The sequence below is a fragment of the Streptomyces sp. NPDC085900 genome (genome assembly GCF_044540925.1).
GTDB lineage: Bacteria > Actinomycetota > Actinomycetes > Streptomycetales > Streptomycetaceae > Streptomyces > Streptomyces gilvifuscus.
This window is the reverse complement of record NZ_JBITSP010000005.1, coordinates 582,682-602,711: the sequence shown is the minus strand read 5'-3', so window position 1 is coordinate 602,711 and position 20,030 is coordinate 582,682. Positions and strand designations below refer to the sequence as shown.

The window sequence follows — 20,030 nt, the reverse complement described above, 5'->3', positions numbered from 1 at the left end:
GTCAGTCGTCCGTCGACCGGATCCGCTCGTCCGTGCCGTTCCCGGCCGGTTCCCCGACCTCGCGGTCGGGGCCGGCCGCGGGCCGCAGTGTCTTGGCCGAGAACTTCAGGCGCTCGAAGGTCCGCGTCAGCTGCTGCAAGGGGGAGCCGGGCGGCGGCGTCGCGGGAGGCTGCGGCTGTGCAGGGATCTCGACGCCGGCCTCCCGGTAGACGGCCAGCGCCTCGTGCGCGCGCTCGGCGGCCTCGCGGTACAGGTCCCGCGACTTCGTCATGGCCTCCAGCGCCTCCGCGTACATGGCGACCAGCCTGCGCTCGTGGTCGAGCTGCTCCTCCAGCGTCATCAGCCGCCACTCGTCGCGCAGTTCGGCGACGGCCTCCTCCGCCCCCTCCGGCAGGGGCTGGGGGAGGGCGGCGTAACGGGTCAGCGCGTCGACGAGCTCGTCCGGGCGCGAGCCGTCGAGGAAGACCGTACGGATCGAGAAAACGTCCGCCTCGAAGCCCTCGGGGGCGGGGTCCGGTGGCAGCACGACGGCACCGCCGCGCGGGACCTGCACGCCGAACTCGCGCAGCGCGCGGTTGACGATGCGCAGTTGCTCGGGGGCGGCGCGGTGCTCCAGGACGCGGTGGCGCAGGGACGGCGGCAGGAACGTGCCGAGCGGACGCCGGCCGCGCTCGTCGGGCGTCATCGCCTCGTGCACGACGAAGTTGACGCTCCAGCCGGCGCGCACCGAGCTCCGCAGCAGCCGCCGGATCTCCTTGTCGTCGTCCGCCGGCAGATGGGCGGCCTCGCGGAACCGCAGTCCGGTGCCGGGCTCGTGGTCCCAGGCGACGTCGGGCTCGTCGGGCCAGAACATCGTGGCGGGAGAGGGCCATCCCCGGTCCCACGCGCTTTCCGCCTCCGCCGCCAGCACCCAGTCGCGTCCGTCCTCGACCGGCGGGGCCAGTGTCAGCCGGGCGCGCACGGTCACCGTCCCGGCGACCTTCCAGCGCGCCTCGAAGATCTGCCGAGGGTCGCCGTCGGAGCCGGGCACCTCCAGATGGTCGTCGATGACCTCGCTGCTCTTGAGCCGCTGGAGCGTGCGGCGTACGACGTCTGCCGCGTCGGGGCCGGTGTGCCGGCCACGGGCCAGCCACAGGGTGGTCGATGGTGTCGGGCGTGCGGTCGGGGAAGTGCGCATGAGTCCATCTGAGGGCGGGGGCATGTGCGGACACCAGTATCTCTGCGCCGCTCGGCCGAGATCATGCGGGGTCGGGCGCACGGGACGCGGTCCGCGCACTCGGGGTGCGCGCGGTCCACGTCAGGCCCCGGTGTTTCACACGTCCCCTGGCGGTGGTGGTCCGGCCACAATGGCGCCGCGAACAGGGCCCGCCCACCATCCGCTTCGGGGCGGGTCCTGTTCCGTCCGTACGGGGACCACGACTCCGTCCGCGCGGGGACCACGACACGCCGCCTTGCTCGCCGCCGCACTATATATCGGAAGGCGAGATATCATGGCCGTATGGCATCGAGGAACATGACCCAGGCGGCGTTCTTCGTCCTCACCGCTCTGGCCGACCAGCCCCGGCACGGCTACGGCATCCTGCGCGAGGTCGAGGAACTCTCCGGCGGCGACGTGCAGTTGCGCGTCGGCACTCTCTACGGCGTGCTCGACCGGCTCACCGCGGACGGGCTGATCGCGCTGGACCGCGAGGAGGTGCACGACGGCCGGCTCCGGCGCTACTACCGCGTCACCGACGACGGGACGCGGGCCCTGGCCGCGGAGGCGGAGCGGATGGCCGCCGGAGCCAGCGCCGCCAAGCAGCGCATCGCCGAAGGCCGCAAGAGCCCCGCGCAGCCGGCGAACCCGGCCGCCAACCCCGCCACCGGTCCCGGACTCGCAGGAGGTCTGGCGTGACGTCCCTGCTCGAAACCCGCTACCGCACCGTGCTGCGCCTGCTCCCCGCCTACTACCGCGAGGACCGCGAGGAGGAGATGGTCGAGGTCTTCCTGTGGGACGTCGACCGCGACACGCAGGACCAGAGCAGGCCCACCCTGGGCGAGATCGCCAGCGTGGCAGCCCTGGCCGTGCGCAGCCGACTGGCCGCCACCGGCGCGCCGAGGCCGTACGCGCTGCTCGGCTCGGCCGTGCGCCACTTCGCACTCTTCGCCGTCCTGCTGCAGGCGGCCGCCGCCGTCGTCGACCGGATCATCAACCTGACCTGGTCCTCGACGCACGGCGGGCGCGAATGGGACATGTTCCTGTCGGGGTTCACCGGTCGCGGAGCGCTGCTGGGCGTGGTCGCGGTCGCGCAGTGGGTGCTGCCGCTGCTGTGGACGGTCGGCTTCTTCGCACTGGTCCACGACCGCCGGCGTCTCGCCCGCGCGGCCGTGCTGCTCGCCGCGCTGCCCACCCTGTGGCCGCTGGTCGAGCCGCTGGTGACCGAACGGGCCCCCTCGGAGCCGTGGTTCGCCGTCGCCAGCGCGCTGCTGGCCTGGCTGCCGGCGCTCGCCCTGTGCGCGGCGTTCCACCGGGACGCCCCGCCGGCCGCCCTGCCCGCGGGCACCCCCGGCATGCTCTACACCGCCTGCTGCGTGGTGATGGGCGGATCGCTCGTGCTGCTGCCCGCCCTGGCCGATGCGGCCTGGGCCCCGGCCACCTGCTTCGTCCTCGGCGCGCTGGGCTGGCTGCTGCTGCGGGCCCGCCGCGCGGACTCGACGAGCACCGGCTGCGGCGCCGTGGCCCTGGCGGCGCTCGGCCTGCTTCTGCTGGCGGTACGGGTGGCCGCCCTGTCCCCGTGGCTCGGCGTGCCCCTGCCCGCCGCCTTCATCGGCGGTGCGCTCGCGCAGACGGCCGCGCTCACCCTGCTCGTCGTGACCCTCGCCCTCGTGGCCAGGCGCGACCTCGCGACACGCTGACCGAAGGGGGCGGTACGGTCGCCCCATGTCTGACCCCCGGTTGACCACCTCCTCGTACCTGGTGCTCGGCATCATCGACAAGCTGGGCGAGGCGAGCCCGTACGACGTGAAGGTGGAGGCGGCCCGGACCGTGGCCCCCTTCTGGTCGGTGCCGCACGCGCAGGTGTACGCCCAGTGCGACCGCCTCCTCGACGCCGGACTGCTCTCCCAGGTACGGCAGGAGAGCGGCCGCAACCGGCGCGTGCTGACCCTCACCGACGCCGGCCGGACCGCGCTGCGGCGGTGGCTCGACGACCCGGAGTTCGTGCCCGTCGAGGCCCGCGAGCGCGGCATCCTCAAGCTCTGGTTCGGCGGCCGCCCCGAACTGCTCGCCCCGACCCAGCTGCACGAGCACGCCCGCACCCTGGGGGAGTACGAGGAACTCGCCGACGGCGTCGGCGGGTTGCTGACGCCGGGGCAGCGCGAGGCCCTGGAGTTCGGGATCCGCTACGAGCGGATGATGGTCGACTTCTGGCAGTGGGTGGAGCGACGCGGGGAACGCGCGACGGACCGTTGACCGCGACGCCGGCGCGGCCCTACCGTCTCGATAGTCCAGAAGAGACTATCGAGCGGACGGGGTGCCGCCCCGGGGCAGGGGGTCGTCGTGCGTCGTGGGGCGAAGGGCGGTTGGCGGCGGGGCGCCGCGGTCGCCGTGACGGTCCTGTGCGTGGCGTACGCGCCGATCGCGATGACCGAACTGTGGCCCTACGCCCGCCCGGGCGCGCCCGCGTTCGGCGAGTGGCTGCTCGGCCGTACGGTCTCCCCACGCTACGTCGCCGACGCGCTGGCGACGCGGATCGGGCCGTACCGGCACAGCCTCGTACCGATGATCGTGCACTCCGTGCTCGGCGGGGCGCTGATGCTCCTCGGCCCCGCGCAGCTGTTCACGGCGTCGCGCCGGCGCACCCGGCTGCACCGCGTCCTCGGCGTGGTCTTCGCCGTGACCGTGTACGCGTCGATGGCCGGGGCCGCCCTGTACCTGGCGCGCACCGCACCCGAGGACGCCTTCAGCGGGGCGGCCTTCTGGATCGTGCTCGCCACCATCCTGGCCGGCACCGTCCTCAGCGTGACCTTCGGTGTCCTCGCCGTGGTCGGCGGCTACCCCGACCTGCATCAGCGCTGGATGCTGCTGTGCTACGGCTATCTGCTGACCGCGCCGCTGCTGCGGCTGGAGTGGGGCGCCCTGCCGTGGCTGATGCCGGGCCTGCCCATGACGGAGATCAATCTCGTCGCCGTCCAGCACCTCGGCTCGCTCGTGGTGTTCGGCGCGCTGATCGCCTCGCGCACCCTGGACCGGCGGGGCGAGGTGCGCGGGGTGACGGGCTCGTGGGCGCCGCTGCCGGTACTGGTCGCGGCCCAACTCGCCGGTGCGGCGGCCCTGGTGTGGATCGTCCGCTCCTACCTGGACCTCGGCGCGCGGGGCGAACGGCTGCTGGTCGCCTATCTGCTGCCGTACGCCGTCGCCTACGCCGTGATGGCGTACGGCGCCCGGCGCGCGGGCCGGGAGGGGCGCGGCTGGGCCCGTGAGGAGTGGCGACTGCATCTGACGGGCCTGGCCCTGGCACCCGTGCTGTCCGTGGGCGCGGTCCCGGTGCTGCAGCGCGGCCTGGACCTCGACCGGGGCACCGCGCTGTCCGCCGGAGTCGCCGTCGGCTGCGGAATGCTGGCCTTCGCCGCGACCGCCGTGGTCAGTCTGCGTGTCATGTACGCCCGTGAGCTGCTCAAGCGCGCCGCGCCGGCCGTACGCACCCCCGCCGTCGGCGTCTCGTCACCCGTCCTCTAGCCGCGCCGCCTCCGCGCGACCTTCTCGCCCAGGAAACGGAAAAGGCCATGTCGAACACGTCCGGGCTTCCCGAGCCGACCCCACCGGCCTCCGTCGCGGGCGCGTCGGGCGGCCGCCCGCTCACGGCCGGGGTGGCGATGCTGGCCACCGCGGTCGCGGTGATCAGCCTTGTGGTGGGGGGAGTGCTGACGCTCGTGAACCTCACCGGGCATGTCTTCGGGGCCTGGCCCTCGCCGGACTCGCTCAGCCAGGGCCTCGTCGGTGCGGCCATGCTCGGCACCGCCCCGGCGCTGTTCACGGTCCACCGGGCCCAACTGTGGCAGGAGGCCCGAACCCTGGTGTATCCCTTGGCGGTTGTGCTGGTCGGCCTGTTCGGGGTGAGCGTGCTGCACGCCGGCGACCTGTACATCGCCGAGGGCGGTTCCATCGTCCCCGTCCTGTTCAGCCTGGGCTGGCTGCTGACGACGGGAGTGCTGGCGGTCGCCGCACTGGCCCTGCTGACCTGGCAGCACCTGACCCCCGCGACGCCGCTGCCCGCGCGTACCGCGCCGCTGCCCGGCTGGTCGAAACCGGGGCTCGCCGTGCTCGGTTCGTCCTGGCTGGGCATCGGGGCGGGCCTGCTGACCCGCCCCGCCTTCTGGTCCGGCTTCGTGCCCTGGAGCACCGGCCGCCTGGACGCCCAGGCCCTCGGCGTATGGGCCCTCGCCCTCGGCGTCGGGGTCCTCGGCGCCCTCGCGGAGGACGACCTCGACCGTACCCGCCCGGCCCTGCTGGCCCTGCCGGGGACCGGGGCCGCGCTGACGCTCGTACTGGCCTGCCGGGCCACGAGCGTCGGCTGGTCCTCCGGTCCCGCGGCGGCCCTCGTCTGCATGGTCGGCGGGCTGCTCTTCGCCGGCGCGAGCGGGCGGGTGCTGCTGGCCCGCTCCGCCGCGGTCACCCGTGGAACGTGATGTACCCGTTGCCGTCGCCGTCGTTGCCGCTCTTGGTGTACGCGTGCGAGTCGGCGCCGCTGCTCGAGGGCTTGTACACGTAGATGGTGTCCTTGTCGTTGTTCCACATGAAGTTGCAGTTGTTGCGGTACACGACGTTGCGCGCGTCCGAGTCGGTGCCCCGGCCGCCGCGGAGCTTCACATAGTCGCCCGGCTGCAGGTAGTGGTTGCGGGTGAAGGTGAACTTGTTGCCCGCCTTGTCCTTGACCACGTAACCCTTGAGGTTCACGGTCGTCCGGGACGAGTAGTTCTTGAGCGTCAGGTACTCCTCGTCCGTGTTGCCGGTGGCGCAGCTGTTGGAGTCCCGGCCGGGCGCGTCGTACTGGACGCCCTTGATCTTCAGCGCGGACTGGTACTCGGTGGCGTGCGCCGGGACGGCGGCCAGGACGGCGAGCGTGCCCGCGGCGGTGGCCGTGGCGGCGACAAGACGTATACGCATGGAGAACTTCCCCCCTGTGTGCATGTTTCGTGAAGAATCTGGAGCGTATGCGACTGGGCCGATTTGCGTGGCCGGTTCACCGAAATCGTGCCGTCCGGTTGCCCGGCCGTGCTCAGTGGGGATAGGCCCGCGGTGGCCGCTGACGCGCCAGCTCGCCGCGGAAGTCTCCGACGGCGGTGCTGATCTGACGCATCAACGCGGTGTTCTCCAGCCGGTCGAGATAGAGGTTGCGGCGGGCCAGGCCGACGGCGTCCACGCAGAAGTACAGGGACATCAGCGGATTGATGAACAGTTCGCTGTCCTTGGTCCGCTCCGTGAAGCGGACGTCGCCGAAGTCGCCGCGCACGGCGGCCGCGACCGAGCCGTTGACGATGCTCGGGTACTCGGGCGTGGCGCGCTGGGCGTGGGCCACCGCGTCGAGGTACAGGGCACCCTCCCGGCTCTCGCGCGGCAGGGAGAACGCGCCCAGATAGGCGCCCTCGCGGTCCAGCGCGGCCAGGTTCTCCAGCACCAGGGAGTGGTTGACCCCGTGGTGGGCGTCCACCCCGAACCCCAGGCAGGCCACGAGCCGTTGGGGTATCTCGTCCATGCCGTTCACGGCGGCCAGGCTCGCCATGTCCTCTTCCGGCGTGCCCAGTCCGTGCTCGTCGCCCCGCATCAGGACGTCGGTGCCGCCGTCCACCAGCACCACGGCGTCCACTCCGCCCAGATGCGCCACGAGCGCGCGGTAGGCGGCGCGCAACGGCTGAACCCCGGTCTGCGGGAACGCGTACACCGTGGCCGGCAGCCCCTGCTGTTCCAGCCAGCGGGCGAGTGTGCGTTCCGGGAAGTAGTCGCCGCGCGCGGGGGTGTCGGGCCGGACGGCCGCCACGTCCGCCTCCAGCCACACGTCCAGGTCGAGGCCGTGGAGGTCGGCGAAGGAGAGGTTGGCCAGATGGACCTCCTTGCCCGCCGACCGCAGCGCAAGGGCCAGCGGAAGGCCGGCGTACACGTCGAATCCGCCGCCCGCGCCGGCGACGAGGACCCGCCGCGCCTCGCGCAGACGGGTGAAGAAGGGGGGTTCGGTGAGGGTGAACATCGGGGGACGGTAACAGGCTGAGGGGGTTTCAGGGCCGGACGGGAAGACCGGCCGTCCAGTCCAGCAGGCTCACGAGTTCCTCCTCCCCGGGACGCGGGGGCGCGGCGCCCCGGCCGGCCGGGGACGCGGAGCTCACACCGCGCGAGATGTTGCCGCTGACGGTGATGTTGTGCTCCACGCGCGGTCGGCGCAGCTCCTCGTAGCGGCTGAGGGCGGCGTCCGGGTCCTCAAGGTCGCGCAGGCACTTGGCGAGGACCACGGCGTCCTCCAGCGCCATCGACGCGCCCTGGCCGGTCGCCGGGGAGGCCGCGTGCGCCGCGTCGCCGACGAGCAGGACGCGGCCGGAGCGCCAGGGGCTGCCGGGCGGGATCTCGGTCGCGTTGGTGACCAGGACGTCGTCGCCGGTGGCCGCGACGATGTCCGCCGCCGGGGTGTCGTCCTCGCGCAGCAGCGGAAGAAGGGTCTCGCGCCATCCGGCGGGCGTGCCGTCGCCGGTCTCCTCGGCGGGCAGCGGGTCGCCGCTCACTCGCGCGAACCAGTACGTCTCCCGGTCGGGGGAGACCGCGAAGCCGAAGGCCGCCGCGCTGCCACGCACCATCGTGATGCACGCGTCCGCCGCGGGCAGCCCAGCGGCGGACGTGTAGCCGTAGAAGACCCGCTGGCCCGCGTAGTACGGCCGGACGGCGGGCGCGAACGTCGCGCGGACGGCGGAGTTCAGGCCGTCGGCGCCGATCAGCAGGTCGCCGCTCGCCGAAGTGCCGTCGGCGAAGCGGGCGATGACGCCGTCCGGGCCGTTCTCGACGGAGACGAGGCGTGCGCCGTGCCGGACGGCGATGCCGCGGCGGACGGCCTCCGCCTGGAGCGCGGAGCCCAGATCGCCGCGGCGCAGGCAGCGGTACCGCAGGAGCGGGTCCGTGGCCTCGCCGAGCGGCACTCGCGCCAACTGCGCGCCGACGCCGTCCAGGACCCGCATCGAGGTCAGCGGGAAGCCGAGGGCGGTCACCGCGGCGGAGGCGTCCAGCGCCGCCAGCGCGCGCATCCCGTTGCTCGCCAGGGTCAGGAAGGCGCCCAGGTCCTCGGCCGAGTCCGGATGCGCCTCGTAGACACGGGCGTCGAGCCCCGCCTTGTGCAGTGCCAGAGCCGTCGCCGCGCCGGCGATCCCGCCACCGATGACCAGCACCCGAGCCACGCCCACCCCCGTGTGTCGGTACGGCCCCCGTGGTCGTACGCGCATCCGTCACAACGCCCCGCCGGCGGCGGAGGTTCCGCGGACCGCGGTGAACCGGCCGGTTCACGCCGTGGACACGGGAGAAGCCGGTGGGGCCACGCGGTCCGTACGCGTGGCCCCACCGGCTCGCGTGATCTCAGGCGCCGCTCTCGCGGAGCATGTCCTCGCGCTCGACGATCTTCACGCGCTCACGGCCCTGCGGCTCGCCCAGCGCCTTCTCGGCGGCGTCCAGCCGGTACCAGCCCTCCCAGGTGGTGAAGCGGACGTTCCGGTCGGCCAGGAACGCGTCCACGGCCGCCGGTTCGGGCGTGGCGGGGGTGTGCAGACGGCCGCCCGCGTAGTCGTCGAGCAGATTGGCCACCGTCTCGTTGGCGTCGCCCTTGGTGTGACCGATCAGGCCCACCGGGCCGCGCCGGATCCAGCCGGTGACGTACGTCGACTGCAGGTGCTCGCCGGACTCCTGGACGACCCGGCCGCCCTTGTCCGGGACCGTGCCCGAGTCGATGTCCCAGGGCAGCTTGGGGAGTTTGTCGGACAGGTAGCCGACCGCGCGGTAGACCGCGGTGACGTCCCAGTCCTTGAACTCGCCGGTGCCCTTGACGTTGCCGGTGCCGTCCAGGGCGGTGCGCTCGGTGCGCAGCCCGACGACCTTGCCGTCCTCGCCGAGGACCTCGACGGGCGACTCGAAGAAGTGCAGGAACAGCTTGTGCGGGCGGTCGCCGGCGTCGCGGATCGCCCAGTTCTCCAGGGTCTTGGCGACCATGTCGGCCTGCTTGTTGCCGCGCCGGGTCTCGATCGAGCCCGCGTCGTAGTCGATGTCCTCGGGGTCGACGATGACCTCGATGGTGGGGGAGTGGTCCAGCTCGCGCAGCTCCATCGGCGAGAACTTCGCCTGCGCCGGGCCGCGGCGGCCGAAGACGTGGATCTCCAGCGCCTTGTTGGCCTTCAGGCCCTCGTAGACGTTCGGCGGGATCTCCGTCGGCAGCAGCTCGTCGGCCGTCTTGGCGAGGATGCGGGCCACGTCGAGGGCGACGTTGCCGACACCGAGCACGGCGACCTTCTCGGCCTCCAGCGGCCAGGTGCGCGGCACGTCCGGGTGGCCGTCGTACCAGGAGACGAAGTCGGCGGCGCCGTAGGAACCGTCGAGGTCGATGCCGGGTATGCGCAGCTCGCGGTCGGCCGTCGCACCCGTCGAGAAGATCACGGCGTCGTAGAAGGCACGCAGGTCGTCGAGGCTGATGTCGTTGGGGTAGTCGACGTTGCCGAACAGCCGGATCTGCGGCTTGTCGAGCACCTGGTGCAGGGCCGTGATGATGCCCTTGATGCGGGGGTGGTCAGGAGCGACGCCGTAGCGGATCAGCCCGAACGGCGCGGGCATGCGCTCGAAGATGTCGATGGACACACCGGGCTCGGCGGCCACGTCGGACTTGAGCAACGCGTCGGCGGCGTAGATCCCGGCGGGGCCGGCACCGACGATGGCTACCCGCAGGGGGCGGGGCATGATCAGGTTCCCTTCGAGCGGCGAAAAGATCGACTCGAACAGGAAGCCTAAGCTAAGGCAAGCCTAAGTCGGTACGCGGGTCCGGTCTATGGGCTCATAAGCCGGGCTTATGAGCCCATAGAGGCACCTCTGCGGCGTCAGCCGATGTGGTAGCTGTCGCCGTAGACCTTCCAGTCCAGCGGCGTGTTCAGGCACAGGTTGCCCTTGCGCAGGAAGACGCGCTGCTCGGTGTCGACCCGGGTGGTGTCGCTGTGGGCCTCCTCCTGCTTCATCGCCCACACCCGCGCGTCCAGGAAGGCGTTGAGGTACGTCACCTCGTCGCCGCCCTGCGCCGGCGGCTTCGCCTTGTTCAGGGCGCGCTTGCGTATGTTGCGGAAGCTGGTGGGGTCGTCGCCGTCGCCGTGCATGACGATGGCGTCGTAGTACGCGAACTGCCCCAGCGTGCCGATCCCGTCCGCCTTGCCCTGCTTCACGGCCGGGTTGAAGTACACGCGGTCGCGCTCGTCGTTCTGCGCCTGCTGGAACGCGGTGTCCTGGGCCGCCTTGCGCCAGTCCTTGGGGAAGTTCGGGTCGAGGCCGTCGTGCGAGTCGGAGCCGTTCACCCGGCGCAGGGCCGGCAGGTACTTGGCGAGGACGTTGCCGGGCTTGCGGTCGGTGTAGAGCTGGACGAGGTCGAGCATGTCGCCGGTGCCCGAGCAGAAGCCGATGATGCCGGCGGTGTAGCCGCGTCCGTCGCCGATGTCCTCGATGTACTTGTACTGCGCCTTCCAGTCGAGCGAGGAGTTCTCCGCGCTCGACACCAGCTTCATCGCGATCTCCTTCTTGGCGGGATCGTCCAGCCCCACGCAGCCCGCGGCGGCCGGGGCGGCCGAGGCGTGGGAGGGCCGCAGCAGCAGCGGGGTCGCCGCCAGGGAGGCGCCGAACAGGGCGAGGAGAGTGCGGCGCGAGGTGTGTACGGCGGTGCCGTCGGAAGCGTCTCTCACGGGTGCTCCAAAGGGGAGTGGGGGGTGGGGAGTTGGCCGTGCTTCACTCTGATAGGAAGGTTTCCTATCAGAAGCTGGCCGCGAGGAACACCCACCGCGGGGAAGTTCGCGGGGAACCGGCAGAACTTCGTAGGGAACGACGAAGTCCGTCCGCTCAGGGGAGCGGCTGCTCGGCCCAGATGACCTTGCCCGCCGGCGTGTACCGCGTGCCCCAGCGCTCGGCGAGCTGGGCCACCAGGAACAGCCCCCGGCCGCCCTCGTCGGTCATCGCCGCGTACCGCAGGTGCGGCGAGGTGCTGCTGCTGTCGAAGACCTCGCAGATCAGGGTGCGGTCGAACAGCACACGCACGTGGATGGGATCGGCGCCGTAACGGATCGCGTTGGTGACCAGCTCGCTCAGGATGAGCTCCGTGGTGAACGCCAGCTCTTCGAGCCCCCACCGCTCCAGCTGCCGGTTCAGCGAGGCCCGCACCCCGGAGACGGCCGCCGGGTCCGGCGGCACGTCCCACTCGGCGACGCGGTCGGCGGGCAGGGCCCGGGTGCGGGCGACGATCAGCGCGACGTCGTCGCTGGGCCTGGACGGCAGCTGCGCCTCGAGCACGGACCGGCAGGTCTCCTCCGGCGACTTGCCCGCCCGCTCCAATGCGTCGCGCAGCATGTCGAGGCCCTCGTCGATGTCCCGGTGCCGGTTCTCGACCAGCCCGTCGGTGTACAGGACGAGACGGCTGCCCTCCTCCAGCGCCAGCTCGGCCGTCTCGAACGGCAGACCGCCGAGCCCGAGCGGGGGACCGGCCGGCACGTCCGGGAACGTGACGCTGCCGTCCGGCCGGACGAGGGCCGGCGGCGGGTGGCCCGCGCGGGCGACGGTGCAGCTCCGGGCCACCGGGTCGTAGATCGCGTACAGGCAGGTCGCGCCGGTGATCGGGGCGTTGCCGTCGTAGGCCGCCTCGTCCTGGTCGATGCGGGCGACCAACTCGTCCAGCAGCGCCACCAGTTCGTCGGGCGGCAGGTCCAGCGCGGAGAAGTTGTGCACCGCCGTGCGCAGCCGGCCCATCGTCGCCGCCGCGTGCAGCCCGTGCCCCACGACATCCCCCACCACGAGCGCGACCCGCGCCCCCGACAGCGGCAGCACGTCGAACCAGTCGCCGCCCACCCCGGCCTGCGCGGGCAGATACCGGTAGGCGATGTCCAGGGCCGACTGCTCGGGCAGGCGGCGCGGGAGCAGACTCCGCTGCAGCGTCACCGCCATGCTGTGCTCGCGCGTGTAGCGGCGCGCGTTGTCGATGGAGACCGCGGCGCGCGCCACCAGCTCCTCGGCGAGGGCCAGCTCCTCCGTGTCGAACGGCTCGGGCTTCTCCGAGCGCCAGAAGCTGACCACGCCCAGCACCAGGGACCCGGCGCGCAGCGGCACGGTGATCAGCGAATGGATGCCGTAGTCCACCACCTGCGCGGTCCGCTCCAGGTCCTGGGCGTGCCAGCCCATCGCCAGGTCGAGGTCCGGTTCCAGCACGGCCTGCCCGGAGTGCAGGCTGCGGGCCTGCGGCGAGGTGTCGACGAACGACAGCTGCCGGCCCACCGGGTACAGCGGCGCGTCCTCGCGGATCCCGCTCACCGCTGTACGGCGCAGGGGCGTCACCGCCTCCGGCTGGCCGCCGTCGAGCACCGCGTCGAACAGGTCGACCGTCGCGAAGTCCGCGAACCGGGGCACGGCCAGCTCCGCCAGCTCCTGGGCGGTGCGGGTGACGTCCAGACTGGTGCCGATCCCCACCCCGGCGTCGTACAGCATCTCCAGGCGCTCGCGGGCCGCCTCCGCGCGGCCGGACAGGGCACGCAGCTCGGTCGAGTCACGCAGGGTGGCGACACTGCCCGGCGGGCCGCCCTGGACGTCGGTGGGGCGCTGGTTGACCGCCAGCAGCCGGTCCTTGACCAGGTGCACCTCGTCCGTGGCGACGCGGCCGGAGGCCAGCAGGTCCGCGGTGTCCGCGGGCAGGCCCAACTCCGTGACGTGCCGGCCCTCGGCGTCCTCGGGGAGGTCGAGCAGCCGGTGCGCCTCGTCGTTGGCGAGCAGCAGCCGCCCCTCGCCCGTGGCGATGAGCACGCCCTCGCGTACCGCGTGCAGCACGGCGTCGTGGTGCTCGTACATGCGGGTCATCTCGTGCGGCCCGAGTCCGTGCGTCTGACGCAGCAGACGTCTGCTCACCAGCGCCGTGCCGCCCGTGGCCAGCGCGAGGGCCACGGCGGCGGCGAGCAGCACGAGCGGCAGCTGACGATTGGCGGCGCCGCCGATGTTGCGCGTCGTGACGCCGGCCGACACCAGGCCCACGACCTTGCCGTCGGGCGCCTTGACCGGCACGACCGCCTGGTCCAGCCGCCCGATCGTCCCGTTGACCTCCTCGACCACGGTCTTGCCGGCCAGCGCGGGCGCGATGGTGCCGACGAACTTCTTGCCGATCCGGTTCGGTTTGGGGTGGGTGTAGCGGATGCCTTCGGTGTTCATGACGACGATGAAGTCCACGCCGGTCGCCTTGCGGGCCGCCTCCGCCCGGGGCTGCAGGATCACCGTCGGACGTGGGCTGCTCAGCGCCTCGCGGGTGCCCGGCGCGTTGGCGAAGGCCTGGGCGACCGCGACCGACCGTCTGCGGGCCTCCTGGGTGCTGTCGTGCCGCACCTGCAGGTACAGCGACACCACCGCGGCGACCACCAGCAGCAGCACGATCACCACCTGCAGGACGAACACCTGCCCGGCCACGCTCCGCCCGGTCAGCGCCGACCGCAGTCTCCCCGTCCGCTTCGACTCCGCGGGATCCGTGTGACCGCCCGCGCCGCCCGCCGCGTCCAGAGTCCGCCGTTTGCGCGTCGCGCGGGCATGGTCGGCCACGCGCCGGGCACGGGGACCGCCGGGCCGGTGTGTTGACCGGCTCCCGGAGCGGTCCGGAAGTCGGACCATGTGCCCATGTCTACACTGCCGGGCCCCGGGAGGCGAGAGGCGTCACAGAGGGTGACAAGGCGTCGATTCGGTGGAAAGCGGTATCAGCGACGTGCTTTCCGCGGTCCCGCGGGGCGTGGTCCCGTGGTCCCTTGGGGTGACATCGGGGTTCAGTGGGGTGGTGTTCGGGGTCCTGTTGGGGTGGCGTCCGCGGTGCCGTGCGGGCGTAGGTTCCGCGATCTAGGGGGTGGCGTCCCCGGTGCCGTGCGGGCGGAGCGGGTTCCGCGATCTCGTGCGGTGGCGTCCGCGGTCTCACTGTGCCGTGCGGCGGCGTCCGCGGTGCCTTGCGGGGGGCGCGGGTTCCGCGATCTCGTGCGGTGGCTTCCGCGGTCTCACTGTGCCGTGCGGCGGCGTCCGCGGTGCCTTGCGGGGGGCGCGGGTTCCGCGATCCCGTGCGGTGGCGTCCGCGGTCCCGTGCGGGCGGCGGCGAAGATGCGCGGAGAGCGGTGGCGGCTATTGCCTGAGGCCGGCGGTGAAGGTCCCCCGGGCCTCCCGTGAGGAAAGGGTTCGTCAGGTCGGGGTCGGTGGGTGCAGGGGGTGGCTGCCGCCTCGGCGGTGATTGCGTGCCGCGACTCGTCGCGTGGCGAGGAGCAGGGCGATGTCGTCGGGGCGGTCGGCGGTGTGCCGGGCCTTGGCGGTGAGCCGGTCGGCGACCCCGGCGAGCGGACGCCGGCCCGGACGCGCGGCGGAGGCTCCCGCCCTGGCCAGGGCCACGCGGAGCGCGGTGATGCCCTCGTCGATGTCCACGCCGGGCCGTTCGACGAGCCCGTCCGTGTACAGCGCGAGCACGGCGCCCGGCTCGATCAGCAGCTCGGTGACCGGGTAGCGGGCGTGCGGGTCCACGCCGAGCACCACGCCGCCGGGCAGGTCCACGACGTCCGTGTGGCCGTCCGGGTGGCGCAGCAGCGGCGGCGGGTGCCCGGCGTTCGCGGCCCGGGCCAGTCCCGAGACCGGATCCAGCCGGATGTAGCAGCAGCTCGCGAACTGGCCGGGGTCGAGGTCGATGAGCAGGTGGTTGATGCCGCTCAGCACCTCGTCGGGCGGCCGGTCGCCGAGGGCGAACGCCCTCACCGCGCTGCGCAGTTGCCCCATGGTGGCAGCGGCCGACACCCCGTGCCCCTGGACGTCGCCGATCACCAGCGCCAGACCGTCACCGGCCTCCACGACGTCGTACCAGTCGCCGCCCACCTCCATGCCCTGGGTGCCCGGCAGATAGCGGCCGGCGGTGTCGACCTGCGGATGGACGGACAGCCGCCGGGGGAGGAGGGCCTGCTGCAGCCCCCGGGCCAGCGCTGCCTCACTCTCGTAGCGCTGGGCCTTCTCCATGGCGTGGGCGATCAGTCCGGCGAGCGCCGTGAGCACGGCCCGCTCCTCGGTGCTGAAGGTGCGCGGGACGTCGAAGCCCAGGATGCAGGAGCCGACCGGCCGGCCGGAGGCGATCAGCGGCAGGAAGGCGCGCGCTCCGCGCGTGGCGTCCAGCGGTATGCCGGGGTAGGCCTCCGTCAGCTGCTGCATCGAGTCGAAGAACAGCGGCCGGCCGCTGGTCAGCGTCTCCACACCGGGCAGATGGGCGTCCAGCCCCACACCCTCGAAGGGGGTCAGGAAGCCCTTGGGGAAGCCGTTCTCCCAGGCCAGGTAGAGATGCCGGTCCTGCAGGAGGTAGATGGCGAGGCGGCGGCCGCCGAACGCGGGCAGCAGCTCCCGCATGACCACGGCCGCCACCTGGCGCGCCGTGACCGCCTCGGTGAGCGCGATGGCCAGGACGATGGGCCGATACAGCGGAGCCAGCGACACGGCGCGGGGCGCTTCCTCGGGGGCCGTCTCGTCCGGCTCGGCCGGGAGACGCAGCCCGGCGGCCTCGGCGACCCGGTTCGCCGGCCGGAAGGTGCACGCCAGGACGTCGGGCCCCGGAAAGACGCACACGTCGAGCCAGGCGCCCTCGTACGGCGTCCCACCCGCCTCCTCGGACGGCGGGACGGCGCTTTCGACGGCCGGGCGGGCCACGTGGAAGCGCACCGGGTCCGGGGAGAGCAGGGCACCGCGCAGGTGGTCCTCGCAGGTCGGCTGGTTCAGCCAGGGCACGCCCTCCCACAGCGAGCGGCCGAGCAGCTCGGCCCGGGGGCGCTGCAGGAGCTGCGCGGCGCGCGGGTTGGCGTAGTGGATCACTCCCAGCCGGTCCAGGCACAGGATGCCGTCCGGCAGCAGGTCGGCCGCCGCGTCGGCCGCCGCCCCGGGTCCCGGATCGACGACGAAGCCCCGGACCGGGTGGGCGCCCGAGGGTGTGCCGGGCGGGGAGGGCGCGGCGTACGGGCTCCACAGCTCCACCAGCCGCAGCGCCTCGTCCTCGGCCCGCACGTACAGCGGCAGCGGCGGCGGTCTTCCTGCCGCCGTCTCCCGCAGCGCGGCCAGCACCCGTGACGGGTCCGCCGGGGCCAGGGCCTGGGCGAGCGCGTGCACACCCGGGCCGAACTGCTCGGCCGGCACCTCCAGCAGCGCGGGCAGCCGTTCGTCGACGGTCACCACGTCGGTCACCGGGTCCCAGGCGAACCCGCCGGCCCGTCCGGCCGGCGGGCGGGTGCCGGGCGGCCGTACGCACACGGGCTCGCCGTCCCAGGCGACGGGCGGGCCGCCGCGGCCGTTCTCCAGCCGCAGCAGGGCCGCGCCCAGGTCCTCGGCCAGCACCACCAGTCGGTCGCGGTGGTGCATCAGCTCGGCGGCGTCCGCGGCGGAGGGGCGCAGCACGGTCAGTACGCCGTAGGTGATCCCCCCGCCCACCACCGGGACGTAGAGCGATCCGAACTGGAACGGCAGCCCCGCGGCGAACTGCGGGTAGCGGCGCATGGTCTCGGTGGCGTTCGGCAGGACGACCTGTACGCCGAGCCGGTAGGAGTCGGCCACCGGGAACGGCCGGTCCACGTGCATCCGCCACCAGGGACGGAACAGCGGGCCGGGCAGTCCGGCGAGGACCGCCAGCCGCAGCAGTCCGGGCGTGCCGGAGCGCAGATAGATGCCCCCGGAATGGCCACCGGCCACGCCGATCGCCTCTTCCGAGGCGTCGATGAGCAGCGTGGCCAGCTGCCCGGACGTCCGGTGTGCGTCCTCCGCGCTCCCAGTCATCGGCCCTACCTCGTCCGTGCCGCCCTAGGCCCTGTCGTCAGATCCCCGCCCGCCCGGAGGCGCCCGGCACCCGCTCCTCCGGAGGGGACGACCACAGCGGCGTTGCCGAACCACTCACGTGGCTCCTCCTCCACTTTCGAGTGCACCCGCGCGGGGGCGCCTCCATCGAGGGCGCCCCGGCGCCTTGCGATCGCACGCACCAGACACCTCCGGGCCGTCCTCCGGACGGACGACGGGAATTCGACGACAGGGCCTTGCGGATGACACAGCAAGAATGCGCCACCAGGGGCCTCGGGCGCACCCGGGCGGACGGTGTGGATCCGGCGACGAGAGTGAGAGAGGCGTCGCAGGGGACCGCGCCGGGCGCCCTCGCAGCGATCCCGGCAGGCCCGGACCAGGGACTTTGCGCCGATCGCGTGCGGCTCGCGCGGCCGGGCGGGGTGCGCACGGCGGGATCTCCCGAGCGGTCCACATCCCGCCCCGATCCTCCCGAGGACGCCGAGGTGGCCGGAATGTGGTTCTTGGCGGCGCGAGGAACGTGGCCGAGGAGCATGCCCTCGGCTGCTCGGGATACCACTTGTGCGAGCCCTTGTGGGAGCGCTCCCAAAGCGTCAGGATGCTGCGGTGACCTCGACTCCCATCGTCCGCCCCTACCGGCCCGAGGACCGCGAGGCCCTCGACGACATCTGCGTCCGCACCGCCCATGTCGGCCAGGACAGCCGGGGCGTCTACTCGGACCCCTCGATCTTCCCGGCGACCTTCGCGGCGCCCTATGTCCACCTGGAGCCCGAGCTGGCGTTCGTCCTCGACGACGGTCACGGGCAGGCGGTCGGCTACATCCTGGGCACCGCCGACACCCCGCGGTTCGTCGCGGAGTTCCGTGCCAAGTGGCTGCCGCTGGTCGCGGAGCGCCACCCGGAGCCCGCCGGGCCGCCGAAGACGCCCGACGAGGCGATCGTCCTGCTGCTGCACCGGCCCGAGCGGATGATCGTCCCCGAGGTCGCCGCCTACCCCGCCCACCTGCACGTCGACCTGCTCCCCGAGTGGCAGGGCCGCGGTCACGGTCGTGCGCTGATGCGGGCCTTCCTGCAGGCGCTGCGGGACCGGGGAGTGGCCGCGGTCCATCTGTCCATGGTCACGGCCAACACCCCGGCCCGGGCCTTCTACGACCGCCTGGGCTTCCACGAGATCGAGGTGCCCGACCCCGGCCCGGTCACGTATCTCGGGCGTGCGACGGGGGACTTGGACGCCCTGTGAGGCGCCGTACGGCCGTCAGATCCAGGTGTCCAGCCACATCCGCGCGTGCCAGTCGGCGTAGGGGATCGCCCGGCCCGCGTACAGGGGGAAGAAGTAGATGAAGCTCCAGGCGATGAGCAGCACCAGCGCCCCCGATGCCACCGCACCCACCACGCGCCGTCCCTCACTCGCCCGCGGCGGTCCCAGCAGGGCGCCCACCAGCATCGCGACGGCCAGACACAGGTACGGCACGAACGAGACGGCGTAGAAGGAGAAGATCGTCCGGTCCTGGAAGCCGAACCAGGGCAGATAGCCGGCCGCCACCGCGCACAGCACGGCCCCCGCCCGCCAGTCGCGGCGCAACGCCCACCGGAAGAGCAGGTAGACCAGCGCGGCGCAGCCCGTCCACCACAGCAGCGGCGTGCCCAGCGCGAGGATCTCCTGGGAGCAGGGGGCGGTGCCGTGACAGCCCTGTTGCCCCGGCTGCGGGGTCTCGTAGTAGAAGGACACGGGTCGGCCCAGGACCAGCCAACTCCATGGATTCGACTGGTACTTGTGCGGCGAGTGCAGGTTCACGTTGAACTGGTAGACGAGGTACTCGTAGTGCCACAGACTGCGCAGCGGGGCCGGGACCCACGCCCAGGGGCCGCCGCGGCCGTCCGCCCAGTGCCGGCCGTATCCCTTGTCGGACAGGAACCAACCCGTCCAGGTGGCCAGATACGTCACCAGGGCGACCGGTATCAGGGACAGCACGGACCAGCCGAGGTCCCGGTGCAGCACCGAGCGGTACGGGCGGTCCGCGCCGGCGACCCGGCGTGAGCCGACGTCCCACAGCACGGTCAGAGCGGTGAAGAACACCAGGAAGTACAGGCCGTTCCACTTGCTGGAGGCCGCCAGTCCCAGGAACACGCCGGCCGCGAGCCGCCACGGGCGCAGGCCCAGGCGCGTGTGCGTGCCCGCGTCGTGGTCGGGCCCGGCCGAGCCGTCCTCGCGCAGCGGCAGCGCGGCCGCGAGCCGGGCCCGGGACCGGTCGCGGTCGATCAGCAGACAGCCGAAGGCCGCCAGCGCGAAGAACATGACGACGATGTCGAGCAGCGCGGTGCGGCTCATCACGAAGTGCAGGCCGTCGACGGCCATCAGCGCCCCGGCCAGACAGCCCAGCGCCGTGGACCGGAACAGCCGGCGCCCGATGCGGCACAGCATGAGGACCGACAGCGTGCCGAGCACCGCCGTCATGAACCGCCAGCCGAACGGGCCCAGCCCGAACAGCCCTTCTCCGAGGGCGATCACCCACTTGCCCATCGGCGGGTGCGCGACGAAGGAGGCGGTGTCGGAGAGCGGGATCACCTGGGGGTGGGCCAGAAGCTGCGGGTCGGCGATCTTGCGGTCCGGCCAGGTCCCCTCGTAGCCGAGCCGCAGCATCGACCAGGAGTCCTTGGCGTAGAACGTCTCGTCGAAGACGACGGCCCGGGGCTGCCCCAGCCGCCAGAAGCGGAGCACCCCGGCGAAGACGGCCACGAGGACCGGCCCGAGCCAGCCCATCGCGGCGCCCGTCCGGCGGGTGGGCCGGGGGAAGGGCGGCACCAGACGCTCGCGGATGTCGGGGCGGGGGAGGGCCAGGTAGCCGAACCGCCGCAGCCGCTCGGCCCATGCGGTGGCCTCGGGCACGACGGCCTCGCGCACGTCTTCGTCGACGCCGGTGTCACTGGTCATCCGATCATCGTAGGGAACGCGCGTACGAGCCGTGACGATCTCC

15 protein-coding genes are annotated in these 20,030 nt (G+C 73.0%); 6 read left to right on the top strand and 9 right to left on the bottom strand.

The features are described 5' to 3' along the window. Position 1 precedes the first annotated feature (1 nt). On the bottom strand, positions 2–1,177 hold the full coding sequence (locus tag ACIGDI_RS21200; RefSeq protein WP_399898674.1) for a hypothetical protein: 1,176 nt from the start codon (positions 1,175–1,177) through the stop codon (positions 2–4). A gap of 336 nt (positions 1,178–1,513) precedes the next feature. Here ACIGDI_RS21200 and ACIGDI_RS21195 point away from each other — a divergent pair, with 336 nt between their 5' ends. The 5 genes from ACIGDI_RS21195 (at position 1,514) to ACIGDI_RS21175 (ending at position 5,667) form a co-directional block, all read left to right on the top strand. After that, the gene (locus tag ACIGDI_RS21195; RefSeq protein WP_399898910.1) at positions 1,514–1,894 is read left to right on the top strand and encodes a PadR family transcriptional regulator; all 381 of its coding nucleotides are present in this window, start codon (positions 1,514–1,516) and stop codon (positions 1,892–1,894) included. After that, positions 1,891–2,895 (top strand): hypothetical protein, encoded by a 1,005-nt coding sequence (locus ACIGDI_RS21190; protein WP_399898671.1) that lies wholly within the window; start codon positions 1,891–1,893, stop codon positions 2,893–2,895. Before ACIGDI_RS21195 ends, ACIGDI_RS21190 begins: the two co-directional genes overlap by 4 nt. A 25-nt stretch (positions 2,896–2,920) precedes the next feature. Further along, entirely contained in the window at positions 2,921–3,451 is a 531-nt protein-coding gene (locus ACIGDI_RS21185; RefSeq protein WP_399898668.1) for a PadR family transcriptional regulator, read from the top strand. Between the two features lie 87 nt (positions 3,452–3,538). Next, entirely contained in the window at positions 3,539–4,717 is a 1,179-nt protein-coding gene (locus ACIGDI_RS21180; protein WP_399898665.1) for a DUF2306 domain-containing protein, read from the top strand. A 47-nt stretch (positions 4,718–4,764) separates the two neighbouring features. Continuing rightward, on the top strand, positions 4,765–5,667 hold the full coding sequence (locus ACIGDI_RS21175; RefSeq protein ID WP_399898662.1) for a hypothetical protein: 903 nt from the start codon (positions 4,765–4,767) through the stop codon (positions 5,665–5,667). On the opposite strand, the gene ACIGDI_RS21170 is transcribed toward ACIGDI_RS21175, so the two are convergent. The 7 genes from ACIGDI_RS21170 to ACIGDI_RS21140 form a co-directional block, all read right to left on the bottom strand. Beyond that, positions 5,651–6,145 (bottom strand): lamin tail domain-containing protein, encoded by a 495-nt coding sequence (locus tag ACIGDI_RS21170; RefSeq protein WP_399898659.1) that lies wholly within the window; start codon positions 6,143–6,145, stop codon positions 5,651–5,653. The two genes, ACIGDI_RS21175 and ACIGDI_RS21170, sit on opposite strands and share 17 nt — an antisense overlap. Before the next feature lie 112 nt (positions 6,146–6,257). Continuing rightward, positions 6,258–7,223, bottom strand: a complete 966-nt coding sequence (locus ACIGDI_RS21165) for a DUF1152 domain-containing protein (RefSeq protein WP_399898656.1) — start codon at positions 7,221–7,223, stop codon at positions 6,258–6,260. Between the two features lie 28 nt (positions 7,224–7,251). Next, positions 7,252–8,412, bottom strand: a complete 1,161-nt coding sequence (locus ACIGDI_RS21160) for an FAD-dependent monooxygenase (RefSeq protein WP_399898653.1) — start codon at positions 8,410–8,412, stop codon at positions 7,252–7,254. A 175-nt stretch (positions 8,413–8,587) separates the two neighbouring features. Then, positions 8,588–9,952, bottom strand: a complete 1,365-nt coding sequence (locus ACIGDI_RS21155) for an FAD-dependent oxidoreductase (RefSeq protein ID WP_200700319.1) — start codon at positions 9,950–9,952, stop codon at positions 8,588–8,590. A 137-nt stretch (positions 9,953–10,089) separates the two neighbouring features. Continuing rightward, positions 10,090–10,935: a chitosanase gene (locus ACIGDI_RS21150; RefSeq protein WP_399898649.1), complete on the bottom strand. Its 846-nt coding sequence runs from the start codon at positions 10,933–10,935 to the stop codon at positions 10,090–10,092. Between the two features lie 154 nt (positions 10,936–11,089). Beyond that, on the bottom strand, positions 11,090–13,882 hold the full coding sequence (locus tag ACIGDI_RS21145; RefSeq protein ID WP_399898646.1) for a SpoIIE family protein phosphatase: 2,793 nt from the start codon (positions 13,880–13,882) through the stop codon (positions 11,090–11,092). A 549-nt stretch (positions 13,883–14,431) separates the two neighbouring features. Continuing rightward, complete coding sequence (locus ACIGDI_RS21140) at positions 14,432–17,038, bottom strand: SpoIIE family protein phosphatase (protein ID WP_399898644.1); 2,607 nt, start codon at positions 17,036–17,038, stop codon at positions 14,432–14,434. 624 nt (positions 17,039–17,662) lie between these two features. Here ACIGDI_RS21140 and ACIGDI_RS21135 point away from each other — a divergent pair. Beyond that, positions 17,663–18,295, top strand: a complete 633-nt coding sequence (locus tag ACIGDI_RS21135; protein ID WP_399898641.1) for a GNAT family N-acetyltransferase — start codon at positions 17,663–17,665, stop codon at positions 18,293–18,295. 15 nt (positions 18,296–18,310) lie between these two features. Here the strand turns inward: ACIGDI_RS21135 and ACIGDI_RS21130 are convergent, their stop codons facing one another. Further along, positions 18,311–19,987: a dolichyl-phosphate-mannose--protein mannosyltransferase gene (locus ACIGDI_RS21130; RefSeq protein WP_399898638.1), complete on the bottom strand. Its 1,677-nt coding sequence runs from the start codon at positions 19,985–19,987 to the stop codon at positions 18,311–18,313. Positions 19,988–20,030 lie beyond the last annotated feature (43 nt).